General features: G+C 55.5%; 15 protein-coding genes and 1 tRNA gene. 6 read left to right on the top strand and 10 right to left on the bottom strand.

Translation table 11 applies throughout. The features are described 5' to 3' along the window. Positions 1 to 306 precede the first annotated feature (306 nt). Together PLIM_RS12280 and PLIM_RS12275 are read right to left on the bottom strand one after the other, a co-directional pair. Positions 307 to 960: a 3-keto-disaccharide hydrolase gene (locus tag PLIM_RS12280; RefSeq protein WP_013110642.1), complete on the bottom strand. Its 654-nt coding sequence runs from the start codon at positions 958 to 960 to the stop codon at positions 307 to 309. Positions 961 to 1,067: 107 nt separating this feature from the next. Beyond that, positions 1,068 to 1,961, bottom strand: coding sequence for an alpha/beta hydrolase (locus tag PLIM_RS12275; RefSeq protein WP_013110641.1), 894 nt, complete (start codon positions 1,959 to 1,961; stop codon positions 1,068 to 1,070). A gap of 215 nt (positions 1,962 to 2,176) precedes the next feature. On the opposite strand from PLIM_RS12275, the gene PLIM_RS12270 reads away from it, so the two are divergent. Further along, on the top strand, positions 2,177 to 3,643 hold the full coding sequence (locus PLIM_RS12270; RefSeq protein WP_013110639.1) for an arylsulfatase: 1,467 nt from the start codon (positions 2,177 to 2,179) through the stop codon (positions 3,641 to 3,643). 276 nt (positions 3,644 to 3,919) lie between these two features. Further along, positions 3,920 to 5,410 carry a flavin monoamine oxidase family protein gene (locus PLIM_RS12265; protein ID WP_013110638.1) on the top strand — a complete coding sequence of 497 codons (1,491 nt, stop codon included), beginning with the start codon at positions 3,920 to 3,922 and terminating at the stop codon, positions 5,408 to 5,410. Positions 5,411 to 5,442: 32 nt separating this feature from the next. On the opposite strand, the gene PLIM_RS12260 is transcribed toward PLIM_RS12265, so the two are convergent. Beyond that, entirely contained in the window at positions 5,443 to 5,985 is a 543-nt protein-coding gene (locus tag PLIM_RS12260) for a metal-dependent hydrolase (RefSeq protein WP_013110637.1), read from the bottom strand. 144 nt (positions 5,986 to 6,129) lie between these two features. Here PLIM_RS12260 and PLIM_RS12255 point away from each other — a divergent pair, with 144 nt between their 5' ends. Beyond that, positions 6,130 to 7,542 (top strand): sulfatase, encoded by a 1,413-nt coding sequence (locus PLIM_RS12255; RefSeq protein WP_013110636.1) that lies wholly within the window; start codon positions 6,130 to 6,132, stop codon positions 7,540 to 7,542. A 138-nt stretch (positions 7,543 to 7,680) separates the two neighbouring features. Then, positions 7,681 to 8,877 (top strand): YHYH protein, encoded by a 1,197-nt coding sequence (locus tag PLIM_RS12250; RefSeq protein WP_013110635.1) that lies wholly within the window; start codon positions 7,681 to 7,683, stop codon positions 8,875 to 8,877. Between the two features lie 131 nt (positions 8,878 to 9,008). Here the strand turns inward: PLIM_RS12250 and PLIM_RS24415 are convergent, their stop codons facing one another. Then, positions 9,009 to 9,170, bottom strand: coding sequence for a hypothetical protein (locus tag PLIM_RS24415; protein WP_155523248.1), 162 nt, complete (start codon positions 9,168 to 9,170; stop codon positions 9,009 to 9,011). Between the two features lie 48 nt (positions 9,171 to 9,218). Here PLIM_RS24415 and PLIM_RS12245 point away from each other — a divergent pair, with 48 nt between their 5' ends. After that, the gene (locus PLIM_RS12245) at positions 9,219 to 10,529 is read left to right on the top strand and encodes an outer membrane protein assembly factor BamB family protein (RefSeq protein ID WP_013110633.1); all 1,311 of its coding nucleotides are present in this window, start codon (positions 9,219 to 9,221) and stop codon (positions 10,527 to 10,529) included. 832 nt (positions 10,530 to 11,361) lie between these two features. Here PLIM_RS12245 and PLIM_RS12235 read toward each other — a convergent pair. Genes PLIM_RS12235 through PLIM_RS12220 form a run of 4 tightly spaced genes read right to left on the bottom strand, consistent with a single transcriptional unit; the run spans position 11,362 to position 18,413 of the window. Beyond that, entirely contained in the window at positions 11,362 to 13,770 is a 2,409-nt protein-coding gene (locus PLIM_RS12235) for a sulfatase-like hydrolase/transferase (RefSeq protein ID WP_013110631.1), read from the bottom strand. Between the two features lie 30 nt (positions 13,771 to 13,800). Next, positions 13,801 to 14,475: a DUF502 domain-containing protein gene (locus PLIM_RS12230; protein WP_013110630.1), complete on the bottom strand. Its 675-nt coding sequence runs from the start codon at positions 14,473 to 14,475 to the stop codon at positions 13,801 to 13,803. Positions 14,476 to 14,487: 12 nt separating this feature from the next. Next, positions 14,488 to 16,851, bottom strand: coding sequence for an arylsulfatase (locus PLIM_RS12225; protein ID WP_013110629.1), 2,364 nt, complete (start codon positions 16,849 to 16,851; stop codon positions 14,488 to 14,490). A 29-nt stretch (positions 16,852 to 16,880) separates the two neighbouring features. Then, positions 16,881 to 18,413 (bottom strand): arylsulfatase, encoded by a 1,533-nt coding sequence (locus PLIM_RS12220; protein WP_013110628.1) that lies wholly within the window; start codon positions 18,411 to 18,413, stop codon positions 16,881 to 16,883. A gap of 189 nt (positions 18,414 to 18,602) precedes the next feature. Here PLIM_RS12220 and PLIM_RS12215 point away from each other — a divergent pair, with 189 nt between their 5' ends. After that, positions 18,603 to 20,132, top strand: coding sequence for a TolC family protein (locus PLIM_RS12215; protein ID WP_013110627.1), 1,530 nt, complete (start codon positions 18,603 to 18,605; stop codon positions 20,130 to 20,132). 193 nt (positions 20,133 to 20,325) lie between these two features. On the opposite strand, the gene PLIM_RS12210 is transcribed toward PLIM_RS12215, so the two are convergent. Next, positions 20,326 to 20,398 (bottom strand) — tRNA-Ala (locus PLIM_RS12210). 256 nt (positions 20,399 to 20,654) lie between these two features. Next, positions 20,655 to 24,212: an acyl-[ACP]--phospholipid O-acyltransferase gene (locus tag PLIM_RS12205; RefSeq protein ID WP_013110626.1), complete on the bottom strand. Its 3,558-nt coding sequence runs from the start codon at positions 24,210 to 24,212 to the stop codon at positions 20,655 to 20,657. Positions 24,213 to 24,484: the final 272 nt, after the last annotated feature.

The following is a 24,484-nucleotide window of genomic DNA, read 5'->3' as shown; positions in this document are numbered from 1 at the left end:
TCATACTGGAGTTTGTTTTTCGACATCCTCCAGCGTTACGGCTCCGAATCAGCCGCAGATGGAAAAGCATCTTCCGGATCGCAGGTGAAATCACACATCTCACCCGCGAGGCGCGCCGAGCGATGCTCTTCTACCCTAAAGCCTTTTGTTGCGCAGAAACGATCTTCAGCCTCTGAAACCCTCGCCCACGTCTTCGTGGGAGAGGGAAGGGTGAGGGTCTTCTCTCTGATCTTAAGTAGGGTGCATGAAGTTCTTACGGAATGCACCAGCTCCACGTTGACCTGACAAACTGGAGTCCACACGCCATTAAGGCAACTCTTCGATGAAAATGTCCTTAAAGCGTATCTCCGCCACTCCGCCACCATGAATCTGCAGCGCCAGTCGTCCTGCGAGTGGGATCTTGGCGTCTTCTTCGGTGTAGTCGATTGTTTCGACACCATTGAGCCACAGACGAATTCGCGGGCCTTCACATCGAATGCGGTAATCGTTCCATTCACCTTTCTTCAATGAATTGGCCAGAACTTCAGCCGTCGGCTTAGCCAGCATTTTGTTCCGCCGACTCTCGTCATAAAGAGCCCCGTCATACCCCTGTCCAATATCGGCCTGATAGCCAATCATCTCGTGATGATCCGGAATCCGCTCCGAGCGAATCTGCACGCCACCATTTACGAATCCTTCCTCTCCCTCAAGTTTGTACTTCAGCCGCAATTCAAAGTTCCCGTAACTTTTTTTCGAGGCCAGAAACTCGTTACGGGGAACCTTTTCTTTGAGCGAGCCACCCACAATCACGCCATCGATGACCCGCCATGTTTTTGTCGTGTCACCTTCCCACCCTGCGAACGATTTCCCATCAAACAATGAGACCGGATCAGCCGCATGGGCTGTTGATAAATTTCCTCCGCACCAGGCAAAAACTCCACAGAGCATTCCCGTCCAACAAACCCATCGTTGCCACATCATTGAATTCCTCTTGGGGGGCTATTTGTCATGATCATTACAGTCAAATCGACGAACTCACTCTGTCTAGTAAATATCTCTTTCCAGAAGATATCCCTGTCCAGAAGATATCACAGTGCATCCGCGTAAGAACTGGGAGCAGGTTTGGCTCCGGTCCTTTCAAGAGCACTGAAAAACTCTTCCAAAGTTGCCAGATAACGTGCCGTGATCCAGTCGTTATGTCCCACTTCGTCCAGCAGAATAAACCGGGCTTGAGCGTGAGCTTTCGCTACCAGCTTCCGGATCGATTTCCAGCGAATCAGTCGATCCTGAGCTCCATGGCTGATCAGGATCGGGCAGTGAATCTCGCCAATCGCTCGCCAGGAGTTGAGTTTCGATGCCGGGATCACCCAGGCCAGTGGGCCATAATTTTGCCAGGCCACATTCTGTAACGAGCGAAATGAACTCTGCACAATCAACGCCCGCGGAGTGATCATGCGTGCCAGTTGAATCGCAATCGCACCACCCAGAGACTCACCCATCAGCACCACATCGGCTTCATTCACACCAGCCAGTTCCGCCACTCGCGTGCGGGCCGCTTGACTGTCTTCAATCACACCTTCAATGGTCGGCACACCTTCACTGCGGCCATATCCACGATAATCAATCATCAGCGTGGTCACTCGAAACTGCTGCTGCAGAATCGTCAGCCATTCCGTGCGATAAGCAATGTTTCCCGCATTCCCATGCGTAATCAGAATCACCGCTCGCGGGTTCTCACAGGGGCAGTACCACGCGTGCAGCTTCGTACCATCTTTCGATTCAATCCACACATCCTGCTTGACGAGCCCCGGCGGATTCCAGCGGCCTACCGGATACTTCACGGGATAGAACAGCATCCATTCGTAAATTCGCGGCCGCTTCGATTTTGGCTGCGGATGAGAGGAATTCGAGCGATGACCAATCAGCGGCAGATGTCGAATTGTCAGCCGTACCGCTCGCCTGATCTCGCGGTAAAGTCCCATGATCCATCCCCGTCGTCACAATCTCAACCAGAAACTTCTCTGTCATAAATCGCGATCATACCACAGCACCCGACTTTCCACTGGCACAATGTGAGGCTCTTTTTCTCCAGCTCAATTGCCGGTTGTCCATCCCCGCTGAAAATGATGTACTCTCTACCAGAAAAAACAAATCTCAAATCCATGCCGATCCACTGCTGAACTCCCGGAGTACTCTGATGCCCAACCCCAAGAATTTCGCATTTTTACTGGCGTTGATGATCTTCATCTTCCTTAGGCAGCCGGTGCATGCCCAGGAACTAGTGGCCAAAGCGGGCAGCAAACGCCCACCCAATCTCATCTGGATCATGGCCGATGATCTCGGATATGGCGAACTCGGCTGCTATGGGCAGAAAGTCATTGCCACGCCTCACATCGATCAGATGGCGCGGGAAGGGATGCGCTTCACGCAGTTCTATGCCGGTGCGACTGTCTGTGCCCCATCTCGCAGTGTGCTCATGACTGGCCAGCACCACGGACACACCCGTGTCCGCGGCAATGCGGGAGACAAAAACCCAGCCGCCCAGGCCCTGCGAGAGCACGATATCACCGTGGCCAAAATGCTTCAGCAGGCGGGCTATCACACGGCACTCGTAGGCAAATGGGGGCTCGGCGATCAAGGGGCAGCCTCGACCGGAATTCCCGCAAAACAAGGCTTTGATGAGTTCTACGGATATCTCAATCAGGTGCATGCCCACAATCATTACCCCGATTTTCTCTGGAGAAATGAATCACGCGTCACCTTGCCCAACAAGGTTGTTCCCGTGGGTCAGAAGGGTGGGGGATATGCGACAGAGCCTCTCGCCTTTAGTGATGATCTCTTCGCTGATGAAGCCGTCCGTTATGTGGAAAATCATCGGGAGAAGCCATTTTTTCTCTACTGGAGCATGGTGGTTCCCCACGCCAACAACGAACGTAACGGCGCATTGAAAAATGGCACGGAGGTCCCCGATCTTGGTGACTACGCCAGACAGGAGTGGCCAGCCGCCGATCAAGGCCATGCCGCCATGATCACCCGGATGGATAGCTATGTGGGCCGCCTTCTCAAGGTTCTTAAGGAGAACGACCTCGCTGAGAACACATTGGTCATCTTCACCAGCGATAATGGCCCGCATAACGAAAGCAATCACAACCTGAGCCGCTTCCAGCCCAGCGGCCCATACAGCGGTATCAAACGCAGCCTGACGGATGGTGGGATTCGTGTCCCTTTCATTGCGTGGTGGCCGGGAAAAATTTCTCCCGATTCCACCAGTGGCCACGTCGGCTATTTTGGCGATTGGATGGCGACTGCCGCCGACCTGGCGGGCACATCCATACCACCAAACTGTGATTCCATCAGTCTGGTTCCCACGCTCCTCCGCCAGCCTGAAAAGCAGCAGTCGCACGAATTTCTTTATTGGGAGTTCCATGAAGGAGGCTTCCGCCAGGCGGCTCTCTATCAAGGTCGCTGGAAAGGAATTCGACAAGGTGGCCCGGATCAACCCCTGCGTCTGTACGATCAACAGCACGATCCCGCTGAAAAAACCAACGTCGCTGCAGAGCATCCCGAAATCGCAGCAAAAATCTCGGCCTATCTCGCCACCGCCCGCACCGAATCTGCCGATTGGCCCGCAAACTGGCAGCCAACAGCCAGAAAAGGGAAGTAACCCATCAGGCAGCTTCAATAGTTTCCGTATACAAGAGAAGTTTTTCGGCAGGGAAGTTTTTGGGCTGAGTTGAAACCCTCAACCCGTCCGATTCTTTCGCCCAGTTCACTTCCACCACTGAGCAACCTTACGGGTTTGTCACGTACTGACGAGGCCTCGATTCGCGGTGAAGATTCCAGTTCGACATGCCGAACTGGACAGATGGGGCATTTCCCAATGCTCCAGGAGCGCTCAACCGACCATTTCACCATTCTCGAATAGACAGGCGGGCCAGCTTTGGAACGGACACGCGCGAATCAGCTCAATCGGCGTCGTTTTCTGGCTCAGGCTGGTCTTGTGGGTGGCGTCGGAGCCGTCGCGACTCAACCCGGTTCCTCTCAGGCTCTGGCCGCCAGCAACTTGGCATCGAGTTCAAAGCCCAGCCGTGTTCTGGTCCTCGGTGCCGGAATGTCGGGCCTGACAGCCGCACTGGCACTCCACCGACGGGGCCACGATGTCCAGGTTCTTGAGTACCAGAATCGAATTGGCGGCAGGCTGATCTCCGTCCCACTCAAAAATGGACAGACAACCGAAGGGGGCGGTGGTCACTTCCGCACCAACATGCCCCTCGTTTGTGGCTACATCAGCAGGTTTCGCTTACCACTCATTGCCATGAATGACGGCTGCCCCAGGTTCCATGTCGCCGGGCAGATCGGTGACGCCAATCTCATGCAGCCCTGGCCGTGGGAGCTTCAACCGGGCGAACGCAACGTCTCTCTCCCCTCATTGCTTGCCAATGCCTTGGTCAAAGTCGGCATCAATCTCAATACCGTTCTCGAACCACATTGGCCCAATCCACAGGTTCTTAAGCAACTTGACCCTCTGACTCTCAAAAGTCTGCTGCAATCGACGGGAGCATCGGAAGCTTTGATTCGTCTGATCGATGCCTACGCCGCCGAAGCGACAGTCGATACTGCCGTCCTCGCACTTTTGCCAGATTTTGCCTATCACTTTGCCGATCGAAATCTCTTTCGCATTGCCGGTGGCAACGAGCGTCTACCTCAAGCCATGGCACAGGTTTTGGGGAACCGGGTTCATCTGGGAGTACCAGCCGTCTCGATCCGGCAAACGGCTAACGAGATTTCAGTCGTGACCAAAGACGGCCGCACATGGACAGCCGATTCCGTGATCAGCACCATCCCGTTTACCATTTTACGGGAGATGGAAATCACACCCCGCCTCTTACCCAGAAAGCAGGCTCTCGTCGATCAACTGGAGTGGTCGCCCGTCGTGAAAGTTTATGTTCAGACTCGCACACCATTGTGGCTTAAAAATGGCGTGCATGGCTGGCCGATGGCCGCCTCCGATCGTCCCTGGGAACGCGTGATTGATATCACGGGCAACGAGCCGGGAGGTTATGGCAACATCTTCTTTTACCTCACTGGCAAGAATGCCGAGAACTTCCTCAAACGCCCGAAAGAAACCCGCGCCATGGAAGTTGTCAATCAGTTTCGGGCCGACCTGCCCGGCCTCATCGACGAGGTTGTGACCGTGGGTGAATTTTCCTGGCCCGATCAACCGTGGATCAAAGCCGCTTTTGCCAACCTGCCACTGGGGGCTGGCTGGATGATTCAGGAATGGCAGATCCCCGAAGGCCGACTCCACTTCGCCGGCGATTTCACCACGCTCAAATCGGGCTGGGTCGAAGGAGCGATTGAATCCGGGTTACGTGCCGCCCGCCAGATCGATCCCCAGGCCAGACCCGAGTTTGAGATTGAGCTGAGTTAGCAATGACCACGTCATTGGCTTGATCAGGCAACTCACAGAAGTGGGCGAGTCTCACCCACCTTTGCTCTCGGCAAGGCCGTTCTGATCATCCATCGACCAACGTAAAGCAGCATCCCCGCTAGCGCCGTGATGATGCAGAACCAGTGAAGCGTGCCCACATCTACCAGCCCCACAAAAGGGTTCCATCGGCTGATCGGCACAAACGGTTCCACATCCCGGTGCATCACAGCGTCCAGCAGGAGATGGCTGTAGGTGCCAAAGAACGCACTCCACCAGATCACGTTCCACCGCACAGGGATGAATTGCGACTGCCCGAGGAGACGGAGTCCCAGATGTGTCAGCGGCCTCCCGAACGCACCGGCCAGCACACCAATGACAGTGGCTCCCAATAGCGTGTGCGAGATGCCATGCAGATGGCCCGGCACACCGAGAAAATCTTTTCCGGTTTTGAGGACATACAGTGGCTCAAGATCAATCAACACCTGTGCCAGGCCAAAGGTGATCAGCGAAAGCCCCGCAGGCTGAAGCCCCTTCCACAATAGACCCGGCCCCATATGAAAAGGTGTGAATGGCATGCTCTTCTCAGACGATGGCCACAATCCATATTTCAACGCCCACTTGCGAGTCTTGCACAATCTCTTGGCTTTGTCACTATGAATGATTCTGATAGCTGCCCAAGCGTCGATTGCCACCACCTGACTCAATCATTGAAGTGAACGATGCGATATCCGATTTACTTTGCGCTGTTGTTGTTTATGGGCGCGCCGTTCTTCCCGGTTGAAGCGAAGGAAATGGCGGACAAACCCAATGTCCTGCTGATCTTCATCGACGATCTCGGCAAAACCGACATTGGCATTGAGGGCTCCTCGTTTTACGAAACACCACGCATCGATGCTCTCGCAAAATCCGGGGCACGCTTTACACAGTTTTACTCGGCACATCCTGTCTGCTCGCCAACTCGGGCCGCTTTGATGACTGGAAAAATGCCTCAGCGTTTGGGCATTACCGACTGGATTCGCCCCGAGAGCGACGTCGCTCTGCCGCAATCCGAAGTCACCATCGGGCAGGCTTTTCAGGAAGCTGGCTATCACACCGCGTACCTTGGCAAATGGCACCTCGGGCACAAACCACAACAGCATCCTGCAGCCCGAGGCTTCGATTGGACGAAAGGCGTCAATCACGGTGGCCAGCCCTCCAGCTATTATTTCCCGTACAAAAATCCCCAGAAACCCGATGCGCCGAATAACGTCCCCGATTTTGAAAAATGCCAGCCAGAGGACTACCTGACCGATGTCTTGACCTCCAGTGCCATTGAGCATCTGCAGCAGCGCGATCGCACACGTCCGTTCTTTCTGTGTTTAGCTCATTACGCAGTCCATACACCCATTCAGCCACCTAAAAATCTGGTCGAAAAGTATCAGGTCAAATTGGCCACACAGAAGAATCCAAAATCTCCAGGCGAGGGGATTCAAGAAGGTTCGGCCATCTCTCGCAGCCAGCAGGATCATCCCGCATACGCAGCCATGGTCGAGAATCTCGATACGCAGGTGGGCCGTCTGCTCGATGAGCTCAAAACTCAAGGAATTCTGGATCAGACGATTGTCGTCTTCACTTCAGATAATGGCGGTCTGTGTACGTTAAATGGTAAATCGCCAGGGCCGACCTGCAATCTTCCTTTACGAGCCGGCAAAGGCTGGACTTATGAAGGGGGCATTCGCATCCCCACGTACATTTCCTGGCCCGGGAAGATCTCGCCTCAGGTGCTCGATATCCCAGCTTACACTTGTGATATTTATCCGACACTTTTAAGCCTGTGCCAGATACCACCCAGGCCCACTCAGCATGTCGATGGAATCTCACTCGCCGGTTTGCTCACGAAGTCGTCAAGTTTGCCAGAGAGCGAACGAACTCTCGTCTGGTATTACCCTCATACGCACGGCTCAGGCCACAAACCCTCAGCCGCCATTCGACAAGGCCCCTGGAAGCTGATTCATTTTCTCGAAACAGACCGTATTGAACTCTACCATCTCGAAGACGATCCTGGCGAAAGTCGCAACCTCGCATCGAAGCATCCCGAACGAGCCCTCCAACTTCAGAAGGAGTTGCAGAAAATCATCGAGTCTTCCAGTTAACCGGAACGAATCACGGTGCGGGGCTTCATGCAGCCTTCAGGTTGTACCAGGTATGCTGATGACTTCAGTCCGAGCAGTTTGGAAAAATGGCACATCGTGCACACCGACTCCACCATGTTTCTTACAGGGGTTTCTCGCATGTTGCGATCTCTTCACACCATGATGATCTTTGTCGGTCTAACAGGCTGGTTTGCCGCTGCTGCTGATACCTCAGCGAGTGAACTGCCGACCGATCTCCAGCCCATTGGTGGTCACTGGTTTCTCAAAACCACTCCCAAATCTGATAAGGCAAGTTCCGACAGGCCCATCTATTTCTATCGTGATGGTGAGCAATTTGTGGACTTGTTTTCCTATCACACGAAAGATTCCAATCAGGATGGCATCGATAATCTTCGCCTGAGCCACGACGAAAAATTTCTGATCATCGAGAGCCAGGGATATCCCAATCATCCCACAGCGATCTTCCCGAATTCAGGCAACCCGAACTCGATCCGAGTCCAATCGTTCAAGTTCCGCCTGCCTCTCCGGCCCCAACTGGCTAAGAGCATCACTCGCTTGCCGCGTGGCCCCATTGGCATGGCGCTCAATGGCGTCGTCTTTTTTAACCCCTTCGAAATGGAAGGCCAGAATGCTGTGGCCGGATATTCGGAGGTATGGCTCGATTCGTGTTGTGGCCACCCTCAGCAAACGGGTGTTTACCACTATCATAAATATCCCACATGCGTAAAAAGCCCTTTCCGTGAAAATGGAAAGCAGCATTCACCGATCATTGGTTTTGCGTGGGATGGCTTCCCGGTCTATGGCCCGTTCGAATCTGCCGGAGTGAAGGCGATGGATCTCCAGGGCCAGCAGGCACTCGATGTCTGCAATGGTCATACCGATGAGCTTCGCGGATACCACTATCATGTGACACCAGGACGCTTCCCTTACATCCTGGGGGGATATGCCGGTGTGGTGGAAACCAGCAACAGCCGTGACCTCAGGCGGCCGCAGCAGGGGGCCATCGAAGACAATACTCAACCAGGAACTCGCATGGAGGATGTCGTTGTTTCTGTCAGGCCAGGAACTGCTTCGCGAGGGAAAACACATCAGATCCAGTTGGTTCTGAAGCCCGAAAACGCCCGCCGCCGGATCCCGGACGGTACTCCTTCATGGATTCAAGTGGGCCCGTATGAAGCGGCAAAGATCACACGTCAAGGGAATCTCGTGACCGCCGATCTCACCATCCCTGACGACGCTGCTGTCGATGTTATGCTCGATGTTCATGTCGAATTTGGCGGTAACCGAAATCCTCTCGCCTATAAACGCAACGATGCCTTTCGAGTGGTGGAATGATACAACGATTAAAGGTTTGCGACGAACAGCTCAAAAGCCTGCTCAGTCTTTCAACCTGTTGTCAGCCAGCCTTGGGTATCACGATTCTGCGTGGCACGACCTCGGGTGGCACGCCCTGAAGCCCCTAAAAATCAAAACAGTGCGGAAGGGCGTGGTCTTTCTCGGCGTGCGAGGGGCCGGATGTCTTCATACGCTCCCCGGTCAATCGAGTTCACCAGCACGAATGCATCCCAGGCATGCTCGATAAACTCTCCACGCGCCATGGATTTCTGGAATGGGTACGATGCTGGCATCCATTGACTGAATCTTCAGATTCCGATCTCCCGCTCAAGGAGCACAAAATGCGAATTCGCCGCAGCTGTCATGGTACGCTTCTCTTCTTGGCACTCATGTGCACCATTTCATCAGCGACCGCCGCAGACTGGGCTCAATTCCGCGGTGCCGGAGCGAGCGGTGTGAGCACTCAATCCAAGCTCCCCATCCGCTTTGGTGAAAACGAAAACCTCTTGTGGAAAGTGGCACTTCCGGGTGCCGGTTCTTCGAGCCCTGTTGTCTTTGGGAAAAAGGTCTTCGTCACCTGCTACTCCGGCTACGGACAATCGAAATCGGAAGAGGGAGATATCAATTCGCTGCAAAGACATCTCGTTTGCGTGGACTGCGAAAGTGGCCACGTGCTCTGGACGAAAACCATCGCGGGAGAGCAACCTGAGGATAAATATCAGGGCTATCTCACCGATCACGGCTATGCGAGCAATACACCTGTCACCGATGGTGAACGGGTCTATTGCTTCTTTGGCAAAAGCGGGGTGCTTGCGTTTGACTTCTCGGGAAAACAGCTCTGGCAGACGAATGTCGGCAAAGAGTCCAGCAGTCGCCGATGGGGTTCAGGTGCCAGTCTGATTCTTTACAAAGATGCTGTCATCGTGAATGCGTCGGAAGAAAGCCAGTCCATTCGCGCACTCCATAAACTGACTGGGGAACTCCTCTGGAATGAGACCGCGTCGGCCTTGAATCTGGCTTACGGCACCCCTTCAGTGATTACTGTCGATGATAAACGCAGCGATCTGGTGATTGCCGTCCCGGGTGAAGTGTGGGGCCTGAATCCTGATACGGGCCGCTTGCGCTGGAACGCCGAGCACAACCTCACGGGCAATATCTGTCCCAGCGTCTTTTCTCAAGGCGATGAAGTGTTCATCTTTGGTGGATTTCGATCGGCGGGGAGCTTGTGCCTGAAGGCGGGCGGGCAGGGAGACGTCACCTCTTCTGTCATCAAATGGACCAGCCGCAACAGTTCGTATGTCGCCACACCGGTCCTTTACGAGGGGCGACTCTACTGGATTGATGATCGCGGGCAGGCATTCTGTGCGGATGCCAAAAATGGTGAGCTGGTTTATCGAGAGCGTCTGGAAGATCTCAGCTCCGGTGGTCGGCCCGTCTATGCATCACCTGTTGTCGCCCAGGGGCTGATCTATGTTCCCACCCGGTGGGACGGTATCCTGGTCTATTCGGCCAAAGAAAAGTTCGAGATTCTGGCATTGAACAAGTTGCCGTCCGATCAAAGTGACTTCAACGCCACGCCGGCGATCAGCAACAACCAGTTGTTCCTCAGGTCAGATCGATTTCTGTATTGCTTCGCCGAGAAGCATCCGTGACCACTGCTTCCGTGATTGATCGTCCCATTCTGCGATAACATCTGGCAGGATCTCCCAGTTCCAGCTCTGCCACGCCACCGGCTGGTTCCTTGCCGCCTGACTGAGGCTGTATCACGCCTGCAATACGCTTTGGCGGATCCAGTACAGTCGAGTCCGCTCTGGAAAGAGCAAGTCGGGAAAGAGCCTTCACCCAAGCCCTTGCGAATTGACCCACCGCTCAACAAATCGTGAGCGGGCTGAGAAGCTGCAAACGAAAAAGGCCCTTAAACCTGTTGGTTTAAGGGCCTTTGAAGTGGAGGCAAGAGGACATCGATAGAACTTTTTTCGGAAGGGGTATCGTCGTGGAATCAAGAAACCACGTCGCTACTCGTGTCTCTTCCGATTTCGCAAATCTTGACGGTGTGAGACGTTCGGCCGGGGCGATGCTTACCGCAACCAGCAAGGGGCGATTGTCGGAAATCTCCCCAAAGCTGTCTCAACTCGATTAAAGGATTCGTAGACCGAGGCACCATGCACATCAATAGGTTGCGTCGATCTTTGATCATCACGATTTGCACATCCGCAACCCCGTTCGATCTGATCCGCTCTATCTGGCCGGGTACTACCAGTCCCTGTTCGACTCCGACAAGTTCAATTGCAGGGCGACTTTGGCCCGTTTTCTTTGCCTCAGTCGGGCACCGGTACCCCAAGTTCTCAACAGAATCAAGTCATGCGACTCCTGTCCGATAACAACTTTCAAAGAGAAGCTTTCAGCCTCATGAATTGAACTCATGTTCAAACTCAGTACTGCCTTTCGCACTGGCGAATCGCTCTGCGCTGTAGACTTTCGAATTCACTCCAATGCCACGTTTACCTTGCTGATCTTTCCATCGAACTTAAACGGACGCCGTTCAAAGTAGTCGCGGGAGACCGTTGAGCCAAGATCAATGCCAACATCGAAACTTTCGCTGGCGGTGAATGCGGCGGGCACAGTCATCTTCGCCGTGGTGCGACCGACTTCCTTGCCGTCCACAGTGAGCACGATGTCGGCTGGCGCACCGGGTTTGGCGGCCCTGAGTGCGGTGTTCACGACAATGGTGTGCTTGCCGGGGGCGATCTTTTCCGCCGACTTCGCAATGGATCGGTCTATGATCATGAGATTGTATTCAAAGATCAGATAGCCCTTGTCCATGTAGCAGGTCAAGCCGCCGCCCGAGCCGCCCATCGCATAGAGCACGCCGCTGGCTTCCTTGCCGCAATCAAGATCGATAGTGACGATGTTGTTGTGGTTGCCTAACGCGGGCGCTGTGAACTCTGGCATGCGGGTGGTGGTGTCATCGAAAACCCAGCTCGTGTAGGGTGATTTGATCCGGTCTTCGGGATGGATTCGCAGCCAGATGCCAGCCCCGATGGGGAATGCTTTGTTTTCCTCAGCCTGTGCCAGAAAGAGCTTCTTCATTTCCTCGACTTTCTCCGGATGCTCTTTCGCGAGGTCGTGCATCTGCGAAAAGTCCTTGGTGAGGTCATACAGCTCCCAGACGGCTTTCGAGGAATCCCATTGATCGAGTCCGGGCTGGGCATTCAGCCAGGGGCTGAGCGGCCCAAATGTGCAGGCATACCAGCCATCCTTGTAAATGCCGTCGCTGCCGTTGTTGTCGAAATACTGGACGTGTTTATTCTCTGGTGCCTTCGGGTCGGCAAAGCTGGCGGCCATGCTGACGCCGTCGATGGGGTCCTGCGGGAACCCGTTCACTTCGTTCGGGGCCTTGATGCCGATCACGTCATAGAGCGTCGGAACGATGTCGTTGACATGATAGAACTGAGAGCGTGGAGTCTTATCGGCCTTGATTCTCTTCGGCCAAGATACGACGAGCGGGTTACGTGTGCCGCCAAAATGAGCCGCGACGAGTTTCGTAGAACGGAAGGGAGTGCTCCCAGCCCAGGCCCAGCTCGCATGATAGATGTTGTCGGTCAATGGTCCGCCCAGCGCCTTCAGGCCGCCCAGTCCCTCAAGCGCCTTGATCTGCTGTGCGATGGTGTTGGGGATCTGGTTCTGCGCGAGGAGTTCGCTAATAGAGTCGTTCTGACCTTCGGCCGACGAGCCGTTGTCGCCCCAAAGGTAGAGGATGATCGTGTTGTCGCGCTGACCAGATTCATCGAGGAAATCGACCAGCTTGCCGACCTGAGCATCTGTATGTTCGCAGAAACCAGCATAGAGTTCCATCAGCCGCGTTTGGAAAGCCCGTTCCGCTTCAGGGATGTCCCCCCAGGCGGGCATAGTCGCGTCTCGCGGTGTGAGTTCAGCGCTGGCGGGTATCCAGCCAAGCGTCTTCTGGCGGGCGAAGACTTCCTCGCGCAGCTTGTCCCAACCTTGATCGAACTTTCCCTTGTATTTGTCAGCCCAGGATGCGGTGACGTGGTGCGGGCCGTGGACGCCGCCGGGAGCCCAGTACATGAGGAACGGCTTATCCGGGGAAAACGCGCGATGCTTCTTCAGCCAGGTGATTCCCTTGTCAGCCATGTCCTCAGTCAGGTGGTAGTTCTCATCGTGCGGCGGCTCGATGGCTGTCGTGTTCTCGACAAGGCGCGGCTCCCATTGCGAAGTTTCTCCGGCCAGGAAGCCGTAGAAGTATTCGAAGCCATAGCCCGTGGGCCAATAGTTGAACGGCCCCATCGCGGTGGTTTGGTCGGCGGGCGTGTTATGCCATTTGCCGAAGGCAGATGTCTTGTAACCGTAGTTCTTCAGCACCTCTGCCATCGTCGCGGCTGTCTTCGGCATGATGCCGGTGTAACCGTCCCAATCCACCGCACGCTCGGCGATGGTGCCATTTCCAACTCGCTGGTGATTACGACCGGTGAGCAAAGCAGCACGGGTCGGCGAGCAGATCGATGTGGTATGGAAGCGGTTGTAACTGATGCCCTCGTCACGCAATCTCGACAGCGTCGGCGTGTGCGCGAAACCACCGAAGGTGTCCGGCACGCCGAACCCGGCGTCGTCGATGAGTACGATCAGCACGTTCGGCGCGCCTTTCGGCAACCGATTCGGCTCGATGCGACGCTTATGGATGGATTCTTGCAGCGTTGGCCCCGCCTTACTGGCAGTCGGAGCCGGCGGAAACGGCAGGACAGTACCTTCTACCTGCGCTGGACGCGCCTTGTTTTGACCAAGTACGTCGGTGAGTGTGCCGCACATCCCCAGGCCGCTCCCAAGCATGCCGCAGATGAGGGCGACCACGGTGTTGGTCATTGTTCGCTGTCGCATAATGGCTTTCCCAGTCATCGAACAGATCGTCTAGTTTGACACCTTGGACACAGACGCCTTCAAGGAATCAGGCGAGCTATCAAACGCGGCTATTTCGCCCAACTCCAGGGCATCAAGCAGCGAACTGGATTGACGTCCCAGGCGTTCGCTGATGCCGATCATTTGGGAAAATGGCAAATTAATCGGTCGTACTTGTGCTCCCTCGACCAAAGCCATTGAACCGGTCCAGGCATCGGGGGCACCAGGGAAGTAAATCACGACGTGTCCTGAAGCCAATCGATCCGCTTCAAACGCCAAGAGGAGAAGGCCTTCTTTCCGCACCAGTACGGGACGCAACGACGGCACGTTGTCATCTCCACCGAGTTTTCCAGCGAGCAGATCTTTATAAATCGCGTATTTCGGATAGACCTTGATCAGCTGCTGCTCAATTGTCCGCGTGAAATGACGTCCAATGGCCCGTTGTGCGAGGAGTCCGAACACAAAGCAGGTCAACAAAAGTGCCACGGTCGCCAAACAGAACACGAGCGCGACGCCGGTTGCCTTGTCGAACGGGATCCACGGCTTCACATGGTGGTAGCTGCCCGCCGCAATGCTGTACACGTAACCCAGCGCGATACCGATGACGATAATCGGTACCAGGAACAAGAGACCGCCCAAGGCGGTCGTCTTGACTGCTGCATATGAATGACTGAGTTTGTCTCGCATCACATTCCGGTACTATTTCTTGGGATAGGCGATCTTCGTGGCGCCGATCGTGCCATTGAACTTGAACGGTGCCTGGTCGAAGTAATCGAGCGAGACCGGGGAGTCCAAGTCTGCGCCGATGTCGAAAGTCGCATTCGACGTGAAGTGCAGGGACATCGCGGCTGGCACACGGCCTTGTGCCACGTCTTTGCCATTCACCCTGAGCGTGACATCCATCGGCCCGCCGATTTTGGCCGCCAACTTGGATTCGACTTCAATTTTCACCTTGCCCGTCGGGAGTTTGTCTTTGGACTTGAGCTTGGTGCGCTGAATCTCAAACAGATTGAACTCGTAGCACAGGAAGCCGTCTTTCAGGTAGCAGGTGATGCCGCCGGAAAAGCCTGCCAGGGCATAGAGCACGCCGTTTGCATTTTCTGGCACGTCCACCTCCATGCTCACCAGGCTGTCCTGCTTGCCGAGCTTGGGCGCAGCGGACTCTGGCATCCGGGTGATCGGGGCATCGAATGTCCATTCCGTGAGCGCGGAAGCAGGCGAGTCTTCGGGATGGAACAGCGCGGTGGACCACAAGCCACCACCGATGGGCAGATTCTTGTTCTTCGTGGACTCGAGCAAGAAGAGCAGTTTCAGCTCTTCGAGTTTCTTCGGATTCGTTGCGGCGAGATCGTTCGCCTGGCTCCAGTCTTCATCAAGGTTGTAAAGCTCCCACTTGTCCGTCAGTGGTGACCACTCCTTGATTCCCTTTGGGAGCCCACCCACCCAGGGTTCACGCGGTCCCGGTGCGCTGGCAAACCAACCGTCGTGGTAAATACCGCGGCTGGCCATGATGTCGAAGAACTGTGTCTTCCGCGTTCCCGGTGCCTGGGCGTCGCCCAATGCATAGGCCATGCTGACTCCGTCAATCGAATCTTGCTCGAACCCGTTCACAACTTTTGGCGGCGTGATCCTGGTCAGTTCGTAAATCGTCGGCACAATGTCGATGACGTGGTGGAACTGTGATCGCGCTGTCGGGTCCGCCTTTATGCGCTTCGGCCAGGCGACGGCCATCGGCTGTCGGGTGCCTCCGAAGTGCGCACCAACGAGCTTGGTGGATTTGTAGGGAGTGCTGCCCGCCCAGGCCCAGCCCGCGTGATACATGTTGTCGGTTTTCGGGCCGCCCAGCGCGTCGAGACCACCGAGTTCCTCCAGCGCCTCAAGGTGCTGTGAAATCTTGGTCGGGATACCATTCTGTGCGAGTTGCTCGCTGATCGTGCCATACAGCCCTTCAGCGGAAGAGCCGTTATCGCCCCAAATGTAGAAGATAAGCGTGTTATCGAGCTTGCCCTGGCGTTCGATTTCATCAATCACGCGGCCTGCATTGAAGTCGGCGTGCTCAGTGAAACCGGCGAAGACTTCCATCAATCGACGCTGGAACGGCTTTTCCTCATCGGGGATCGAATCCCACGAAGCCATCGACTCTGGGCGCGGCGTGAGTTGTGCCGTCTGCGGAATCCAGCCCTTGGCCTTGGCCCTCGCGAAGACGCGCTCTCGATACTTGTCCCAGCCGTCATCGAACTTCCCCTTGTACTTGTCAGCCCACTCCTTCATCACCTGATGCGGACCGTGCGAGGCACCGGGCGCCCAGTACATGAAGAACGGCTTGTCCGGCGCATACGCCTTCTGTTCCCGCAGCCAGGTGATCGCGTCCTGCGCGATGTCATCCGTGAAGTGGTAGCCTTGGGGGAGATGCTCGGTAACTGGCGAAGTATTGCGGGTCAGCGTCGGCTCGTACTGCGAAGCCTCGCCCGCGAGAAAACCATAGAAATACTCGAAGCCATAGCCGGTGGGCCAATACTCGAACGGTCCTTTGGAGGTGATCTGTTCCTCCGGTGTGTTGTGCCATTTCCCCCAGGCACCTGTGTTATAGCCATAGTTCTTGAGTACTTCGGCGACTGTGGCAGAGGACTTCGGGATTGTGCCGTTGAAACCGTCGAAGTCGTTGGCAATGGCCGCGATCTGACCGTTGCCGACGCGGGTGTGATTGCGCCCGGTGAGCAGTGCCGCCCGCGTAGGCGAGCACATGGCCGTGGAGTGGAAGCGATTGAACGAAACACCCAGCTTCGCCACGCGTTCAAGCGTCGGCGTGTTGATCTCACCGCCATAGGTTGAGGCTGTCCCCGGGCCCACATCGTCCATAAGGATGATGAGGATGTTCGGCACATTTTCGGCCAGCCGCTTCGGCTCGACGCGTTTCTTGTAGGTGGAATCCTGGATCGTCAGCCCGGGAGTGGAGCCGGACGGCGCGGGGGGGAAAGGCAAAATCTCTTGAGAGTCTGCCGTTGACGCGAACCCGACTCCCAGCGCGAGGCTGAGAACGGCCAATAGCGATCTGATGTTCATGGAACGAATTCTTCAGCTTCGGGAATCGATTAGTTATTCGGCTTGAGTTTCAAGATCTGCGACTGGATACCTTCGAGCGTCTTCGCCATCTGGGCACTCAGCCCAAGCTGGCGGACGGGAAAGTCACGAAAGGTCGTCAAGTGTTTCTCCGCGATGCCAACGATCGGCGTGAGCACCCAGGTCTTGTGTTCCGCATACTGGCGGTTCACGTCTCCGGTTTGTCGCTCAAAGGGGTCCATCCGCAGGTTGGTGATCATCGGTCGGCCGAGGCCGACCAGCGGGTCATCCCAATGTCCGCCCTCCTTGATGGAAAAGGTAACCTTGAATGATTCGTAGCGGATGGCTGTGAGCACGGTCTCGTCGTAGTAGAAGACGAATTTGCGAGCGGACTTGTCGCTCTTGCCGGTAAAGAGGGCCGTCTGATCGTAGCCATCGAGATGCACCTTGTAGTTCTTGCCGCCGTAGTCGGCACCCTTTTTCAGCTTTTCGACGGCGTCAGTCTCGCCAGCGGCAGATGCCAGTGTGGGCAAGAGATCCGTCATGTCCACGATCTCGCTGCTAACGCGACCACCGACCGCTCCGGGCCAGCGGACCATGCACGGGGCGCGAACGCCGCCCTCCCAAGTCGTCCCCTTATCGCCGCGGAAAGGACTGGTGCCGCCTTCGGGCCACATGTATTGATAGGCCCCGTTATCGGTCACATAAACGACGATGGTGTTCTTATCGAGGCCTGTGGCCTCCAGCTTCGCCAGAAGTTGACCGATATGGCCGTCGTGTTCGGCAAGAGCATCGCCGTAAACATCTTCGCGACCGGCTCGCGACTTCCCGCGAACGCCTTCTTTGAAGTGAAAGAACACATGCAGGCGGGCGGAGCAGTGCCAGAGGAAAAATGGTTTCTGATCCTTGGCCTTGCGGTCGAGAAAATCGAGTGATTTGGCGACGATCTCATCGTCAAAGGTTTCCATCCGCTTGGTCGTCAATGGACCCTCATCCTTCGTCGGGCCATCGGCCGTGCCGGAAACGACTCCGCGCGGATCGAACTTCTTGCGGAACTCGGGATCGGTCGGCCGGTCCGGATCTTCCAGATCCTCATTGCCGTTGAGATGGTAAAGGTTGCCGAAGTACTCGTCGAAGCCGTGCCGGTGTGGCAGATGCTCTTCGAGGTCACCGAGGTGATTCTTGCCGAACTGGGCAGTCGAATAGCCCTTCGTCTTGAGAATCTCCGCGAGCGTGATGTCTTCCTTTTGCAATCCGGCCGGGGAACCGGGTGTGCCGACGGTTGTCAATCCAGTCCGCACAGGAAGCTGGCCGGTCAGGAATGCCGCTCGTCCGGCTGTACAACTTGGTTGCGCATAGAACGACGTGAAGCGAATGCCCTCCTGGCCGATGCGGTCTATGTTCGGCGTGCGAATACCCATGATGTCGCCGCCGTAGGAAGAGACGTTCATCCATCCGACGTCGTCCGCCATGATCACGAGAATATTTGGCTTGTCTGCGGCGGACGCGGATAAGCAGAATCCGGCAATGAAGAGGCATGTCAGCCAAAATCGAGAAGCCATCATCGAATTCCTCAAAATCAATTCGTCTCATACGAGCGAATCAAAGGAGGACGACGTCGGCCAACTCTGATTGTCGAGAACTTTGTTCCGCAGCCTGTTCGAACCCCATACTCAGGGCAACATCACTTTTTCAAAGGGTTTGCAATTTCTGATAATACAGGCCAAGGAACTGGCCATGTAGCGAGTGATCTTTTGGCCGTTGAGGACAGATTCGAGAATCGACAGCCACCACAGGAATCTTCCGCCGCCGCTGCATCAATAAGCGAAGGCATTGAGAGCAGCGAACCACTCAGCGACGAACCAATCAGCGATACCACCTATGTGACACTCGCCTCCAGTGAAAAAACTTCCGTCGATGAAATCCCGCCCGGCTACAACGATGCCACGCTCGCGACTGAGGAACAGGCGGGACGTTTCAATACAGCGCCTTCAGCGAGTGCATATCAGTTGAGCCTGGGGAACATTCTCTACCTCGCCGATGTTCAGAACCCGAACATCGCGTTGGCACGGGAGCGAATCAACGAGGCTTATGCCCGTGTCGAACAGGCCGATACCTTGTGGCTCCCATCGATTCGCTCGGGGTTGAATTACAATCATCATGACGGGGCGATCCAGGATGTCGCCGGGCGAGTCTTCAACACCAGCCGCAGTTCATTCTATGGCGGCATGGGGGCCGGAGCAGTGGGTGCCGGTTCGCCCATAGCACCAGGCCTTTTGGCTCAATTTCATTTGACTGATGCCATTTTCCAGCCACGCATTGCCACTCATCAGGCCAGTTCCCGGCAATATGGCGCGGCAGCCACCCGCAACGACTCGTTGCGTGATGCCGCTTTCGCCTATCTGGAGCTTGTGCGAGCCGAACAGGATCGGGCCATTGCCCAGCAGGCGCTCTTCCACACAGAAGAGCTTTCTTCAGTGACGACCGCATACGCCCGGACAGGTCAGGGCCTGCAATCCGATAACGAGCGAGTTTTGGCAGAGGTCGCCGTCAGACGAGATGAAGTCGTCCAGAGCGAAGAGGCGGTGGTCACTGCATCCGCACGGCTGGCCGCTCTATTGCATACCGATCCTTCGATGACGATTACCAGCGGAGAACCCGTGGTGATTCCGTTGGAAATCCTGACTGTGCAGGGAACAGCGGGGGAGTACGTCGCCACTGGTCTTTCCCGCAGGCCGGAACTTGCTGAGCAGCAGCAGCTCGTTTGTGAAGCCATCGAACGCATGAAGCGGGAACGCTATGCCCCGCTGATCCCCAGTGTGTTGCTCGGCGTCAGCTACGGCGGCTTTGGTGGCGGCTTTGGCAGTGATATCACCAACAGCAACGGCCGCCTCGATGCCGATGCCATGGCTTACTGGGAAGTCCGCAATCTGGGCTTCGGGGAGAAAGCCGCCCGCGAACAGACATCGTCTGCAGTTCGTCAGGCCCAATGGCGCAACGTGTCTCTGATGGATACTGTCGCCAGGGAAGTTGTTGACGCTCACACGCAGGTGATCAAACGCCGCGAGCGCATTGAGATCTGTCGTCTGGGTGTGATTGCCGCGAGGCGTTCGTTTGATCTCAACCTCGACCGGATCCGCAATGCTCAAGGCTTGCCGATCGAAGTGTTGCAGTCGATCCAGGCTCTCCGCGTGGCCCAGCGCACCTTTCTCAACGCAGTCGTCGACTACAACCAATCCCAGTTCCAGCTCTGCCACGCCACCGGCTGGTTCCTTGCCGCCTGATTGAGCTTGTATCAGACCTGCAACAGGCTTGGGCGTATCCAGCGCAGTCGAGGCCGCCCTCGAAAGTACAAGTCTGGAACAGACCTTCACCCAAGCCCTTGCGAATTGAGCCGCCGCTCAACAAATCGTGAGTGGGCTGAGAAGCTGCAAACGAAAAAGGCCCTTAAACCTGTTGGTTTAAGGGCCTTTCAAGTGGAGGATAGCGGGATTGAACCGCTGACCTCTTGCATGCCATGCAAGCGCTCTCCCAGCTGAGCTAATCCCCCATGTTTCCATAGTCACACTGGGTCAGTGACTTGATGGATTCAATTCACCGTTTCCAGCGAATCGCGTTCGTCATTTCCTCTGACACACTACATCGGCGTCAGGTTCGTAACGACTTGAAGAATGTTAGTCGTTGATCACTCCCCTTGCAACTGTGCGGGTTATCCGGATTGGGTGAAGTTTCGGCAACTTTTGCCGCTCGGGTTCTTCTGCTGGCATTGATCATGTCCAGATGCGCATGCTCATGAGCGCATTGCACTATGCCTTGGGGCCGAAGCGAGCCAGTGCACAGTCTTTAATCCCCTTCAGATCGAGCTTGCCAGTCCCCAGAATCGGGACAGCTTCGACTTCGATAAAGCTGTCAGACCCAGGAATCCAGAGGTTGGGAATCCCTGTTTCGCCCAGTTTACGCAGTATTTCGGCAACCGGCTGAGCCAAAGGACGATGCACCACAACCAGCCGTTCTCCACGCTGTGCGTCAGGAACAGCCGTCACCGCCAGGGGCAGGGCTCCTTCATCGTCCGAGGTCTTGACGATTTCCAGCAGCAGCTCTTCCACGCGGAGGTGCGGCACCATCTCGCCACCGACCTTCGAAAATCGCGAAAGGCGGCCCGTAATCGTCAGAAAACCCTCGTCGTCCAGCACTCCCAGATCGCCCGTGTCATACCAGCCATCCTGCAGAACTTCGCTGGTCTTCTCGGGATTCTTCCAGTAGCCCGCCATCACGTTGCCACCCTTGAGCTGGACGCGCCCCTGGATGTTCACACCCACTTCCTGACCATTCTCCGGATCCAGAATTCGCACGGCAAAGCCTGGCAATGGTCGGCCCACGGTTCCCAGCTTGGTTCCCTTTTGCGAGGTCAACTCGCAACGATGATCAGGCACGTTGACGAATGCCGGGCCCGTGGTTTCTGTCGCGCCATAACCTTCTGAAGGTAAGACGCCAAACTTCTCCTTGAACTCGTTCGCCAGTTCATTCGGAAGCTTTTCTGCTCCCACCACCACCAGGTCGAGTTTGGAGAACTGTGCCGGTTCACAACGTTTGAGGTACGACCGCAAAAAGGTGGGCGTGGCCAGCAGAATCGTGGCGCCATATTTTTCAGCGAGCTGCCCGACCACGCGCGCATCGAGCGGATTGACGTGATACACCACACGCGGCGGAAGGCACAGGGGCAACCATAAGGTAATGCTGTACCCGAGACTATGGAAAAAGGGCAGCACTCCCAGAACCGTATCATCGGCTTCAAGCCGGGCAATATGGTCGGCGGCGTCGATAGTGATCTTCAGATTGTTGTGGGTGAGCATCACCCCTTTCGGCTGGCCAGTCGATCCTGAAGTAAAGATCAACGTCAGGAGTTCATCAGTGCCGCGGGTGGGGCGGCCCAGCCAGGTCAGCAATAACGAAGCTGGCATGGTGTAAGCAGCCAGGGCAGCACAGAACTTGTCAAAAGTCGAGATCTGCGGCTTCAAGTCTTCAAGGAGCAGGAACTTCGTATTGAGTTGGAAGTTTCTCTTCTCCAGCACTTTGCGGCTGGTAATGACCGTCTTGATATCGCCCTGTTCGAGGCACGCATTGAGCTGTGCATCGGAAAGGGTGTAATTCAAATTAGCAGTCACTTTGCCCGCCAGGGAAAGTGCCACATTCGCGAGGACTCCACCCACTGTCGGTGGGAGGAGGATCCCGACCACCTGCTCATTGCCCGGAATCTCTCGGCGGAACAACCGGTTAAATGCCAGCGTGGCAATCAGCAGTTTGGTCCCTGTCAGTTCCATGCCGCCAGAATCAGCCACCTTAATGCGGCTACCGGCACTCCGGCAGGTCTTGATAAATCCCGCCAGCAAGGAAGGCTCTTTCGATTTAAGCTTTTGCACGGATTCGACTCCCAGAAGTTGGACTGCTGAGCGAACCTGATGAACAGTTTTGGGTTCGTGAATGGGCTGACCGTAGAGGATATTGACGGGAAGGAGTAGACGCTTTGGCCATTTCCAGAAAAATTTTCCGCCCTTAAAGCTGAAAATACTCCCCCACAAACCATCGAGATAGACCGGTATCACCGGGGCATTGGTCCCCTGAATGATCTTGAGAAAACCAGGTTGAAAAGGCTGCATCTGGCCGGTGCGGGTCAAACCCCCTTCGGCAAAGATACAGACCACATGTCCTTCTTCAATGGCTTTGCGGGCTGTCCTTAACGATTCAATGAGAGCTTTCGGCCCACCATCCGCCTTAATGGGGATGACCTCAAAAATTCGTGCCAGCCATTTCAGCCACGGATTATTCACATAGTCGGCATAGGCAATGAACCGCACAGGTCGTGGAGTCATCGTCATCAGCAGAATGCCATCGACCCACGTGACGTGATTCGAGACGAGCAGCGCTCCCCCTTTTTCGGGGATATTGACTTCACCATAGCGGCGAATTCGATAGAACGAATGTGTAAAGATAAAGAATAGAAATCGAAACATGGCACCTGGTATCAAGAACATGACGTAGATGGCGACGGGGACTGTCCCAATCCCGCAGACGAGAAATACCGCAGCCGGGCTGAGTTGCAAAACGGCGAGTAAGAAATAAAAGATCCCCGCTGCAGCCAAAGCTCCGGAGAATGCCAGAAAGTTCGTCGCTGCCAGAATTTTTCCCAGCACTTTGGGCTCGCTGCGATGCTGCAAATAAGCTTCCAGTGGAACATCAAATAACCCGGCAAATACACCCAGGAAAAACAGACCAGCCACCGAAAGTTCAAAGGCAATCAGACGGTGATCGTCATTCACAATGCCAGCGAGATACAACACGACAGAGCAGATAGCAATACCCATGGCGCCAATTGGCACCAATCCCAATTCGACATGGCCACCCGAGAGATAACCCGCCAGCAGGCTGCCGATGCCGACACCCAGCACCAGCACCATGCCAAAAACACCCACCTGCCACTGCTTGAGTTGCAGATCATGACCGGCAAACGTGTCGATGTTGAGTTGCGCCATCGAGGCCAGCAGCCAGAAGAAGGCAATACCTAACGCTGTCCGGGCGAGAAAAACATCACTCGAAAGGAGCTTCAGGCTTTGCCAGGTATCGACTGGAAAATTCCACGGAAAGCGGCACTCCGGATCACCAGCCGGCACCCTGCGAATCCCCAGGCTGACTACCCAGCCCAGCACGGCAATCGACATGATCACCACAAACGCCGTACTGAGCGATTGCCACGAAATGGAGTCACTTTCGCCCGGTTGAGCGAGTGTCGCCAGCAGGTTTCCTAAAAGAAAACCCAGCGCACAGGGGACAACGTTCATCAGCCCCATCAACCCGTTGGCACGCGAGAGCGAACCATCGTGGACAAGTTCCGGGATGCTCCCTTGCCTCGCTGGAGCAAACAGGGCATTCATCACACCCGTAAGTGCCACCACGATGAAAAGCAGTGGGATGTTGCTGAAGCCCAAAGCCGCAAAGCCCGCCAGCATGATGAGAATTTCCGCCAGCTTGCACCAGGTAATGACCTTGGCCTTGCTGAAGCGGTCTGCGAGATAACCCGCCGGCGCTGCCAGAAAGAGAAATGGCAACGTGAAGGCGGCCAGCCCGAGAGCCAGCATCGAAGCATCTTCTGCCAGAGAAACTTTCCCGGGTGTATGGCGGAAAAGGCGTTTGGCCAGAGGAACCACCAGCCAGCGGAATGTATGATCATTCAGCACCGTCAAAAACTGAACGGCCAGAAGACTGACGAAGCTGATGGACGAAAGACGATCATGCAGGTCGGCGGGGCGGGGAGATTCCGTCGATTCATCAGTCCGTAGGTTGGAATTAGCCTCCGAGAGCGTCTGCATACCCGAATTGTCCAGTCGTTCTCGCAATCAATGGGGTCGATTCTCTGTTCGCTGGCAGTTACCTCGTCTTCCAGCAGGCTGCTGTGAGCAGTTTCTGGTGAGCCCACAGGTTGAGCAGCGTGTGAGAATGATAGCCGATCCGAATTTTTCTGCCTTACTCGAAGCCTGAGCGATTCTGCCAATTTTGATGGTTTCGATTTTGATGGCTTATTGTGCAGTGAATCCCTCAATCCATACGAATTGTCTCTTGACTGACGGCTCAGGCACGAGGA

The sequence above is a fragment of the Planctopirus limnophila DSM 3776 genome (genome assembly GCF_000092105.1).
Taxonomy (GTDB): domain Bacteria; phylum Planctomycetota; class Planctomycetia; order Planctomycetales; family Planctomycetaceae; genus Planctopirus; species Planctopirus limnophila.
The sequence above is the reverse complement of the archived record's forward strand: the minus strand, read 5'-3'. Positions and strand labels throughout refer to the sequence as shown.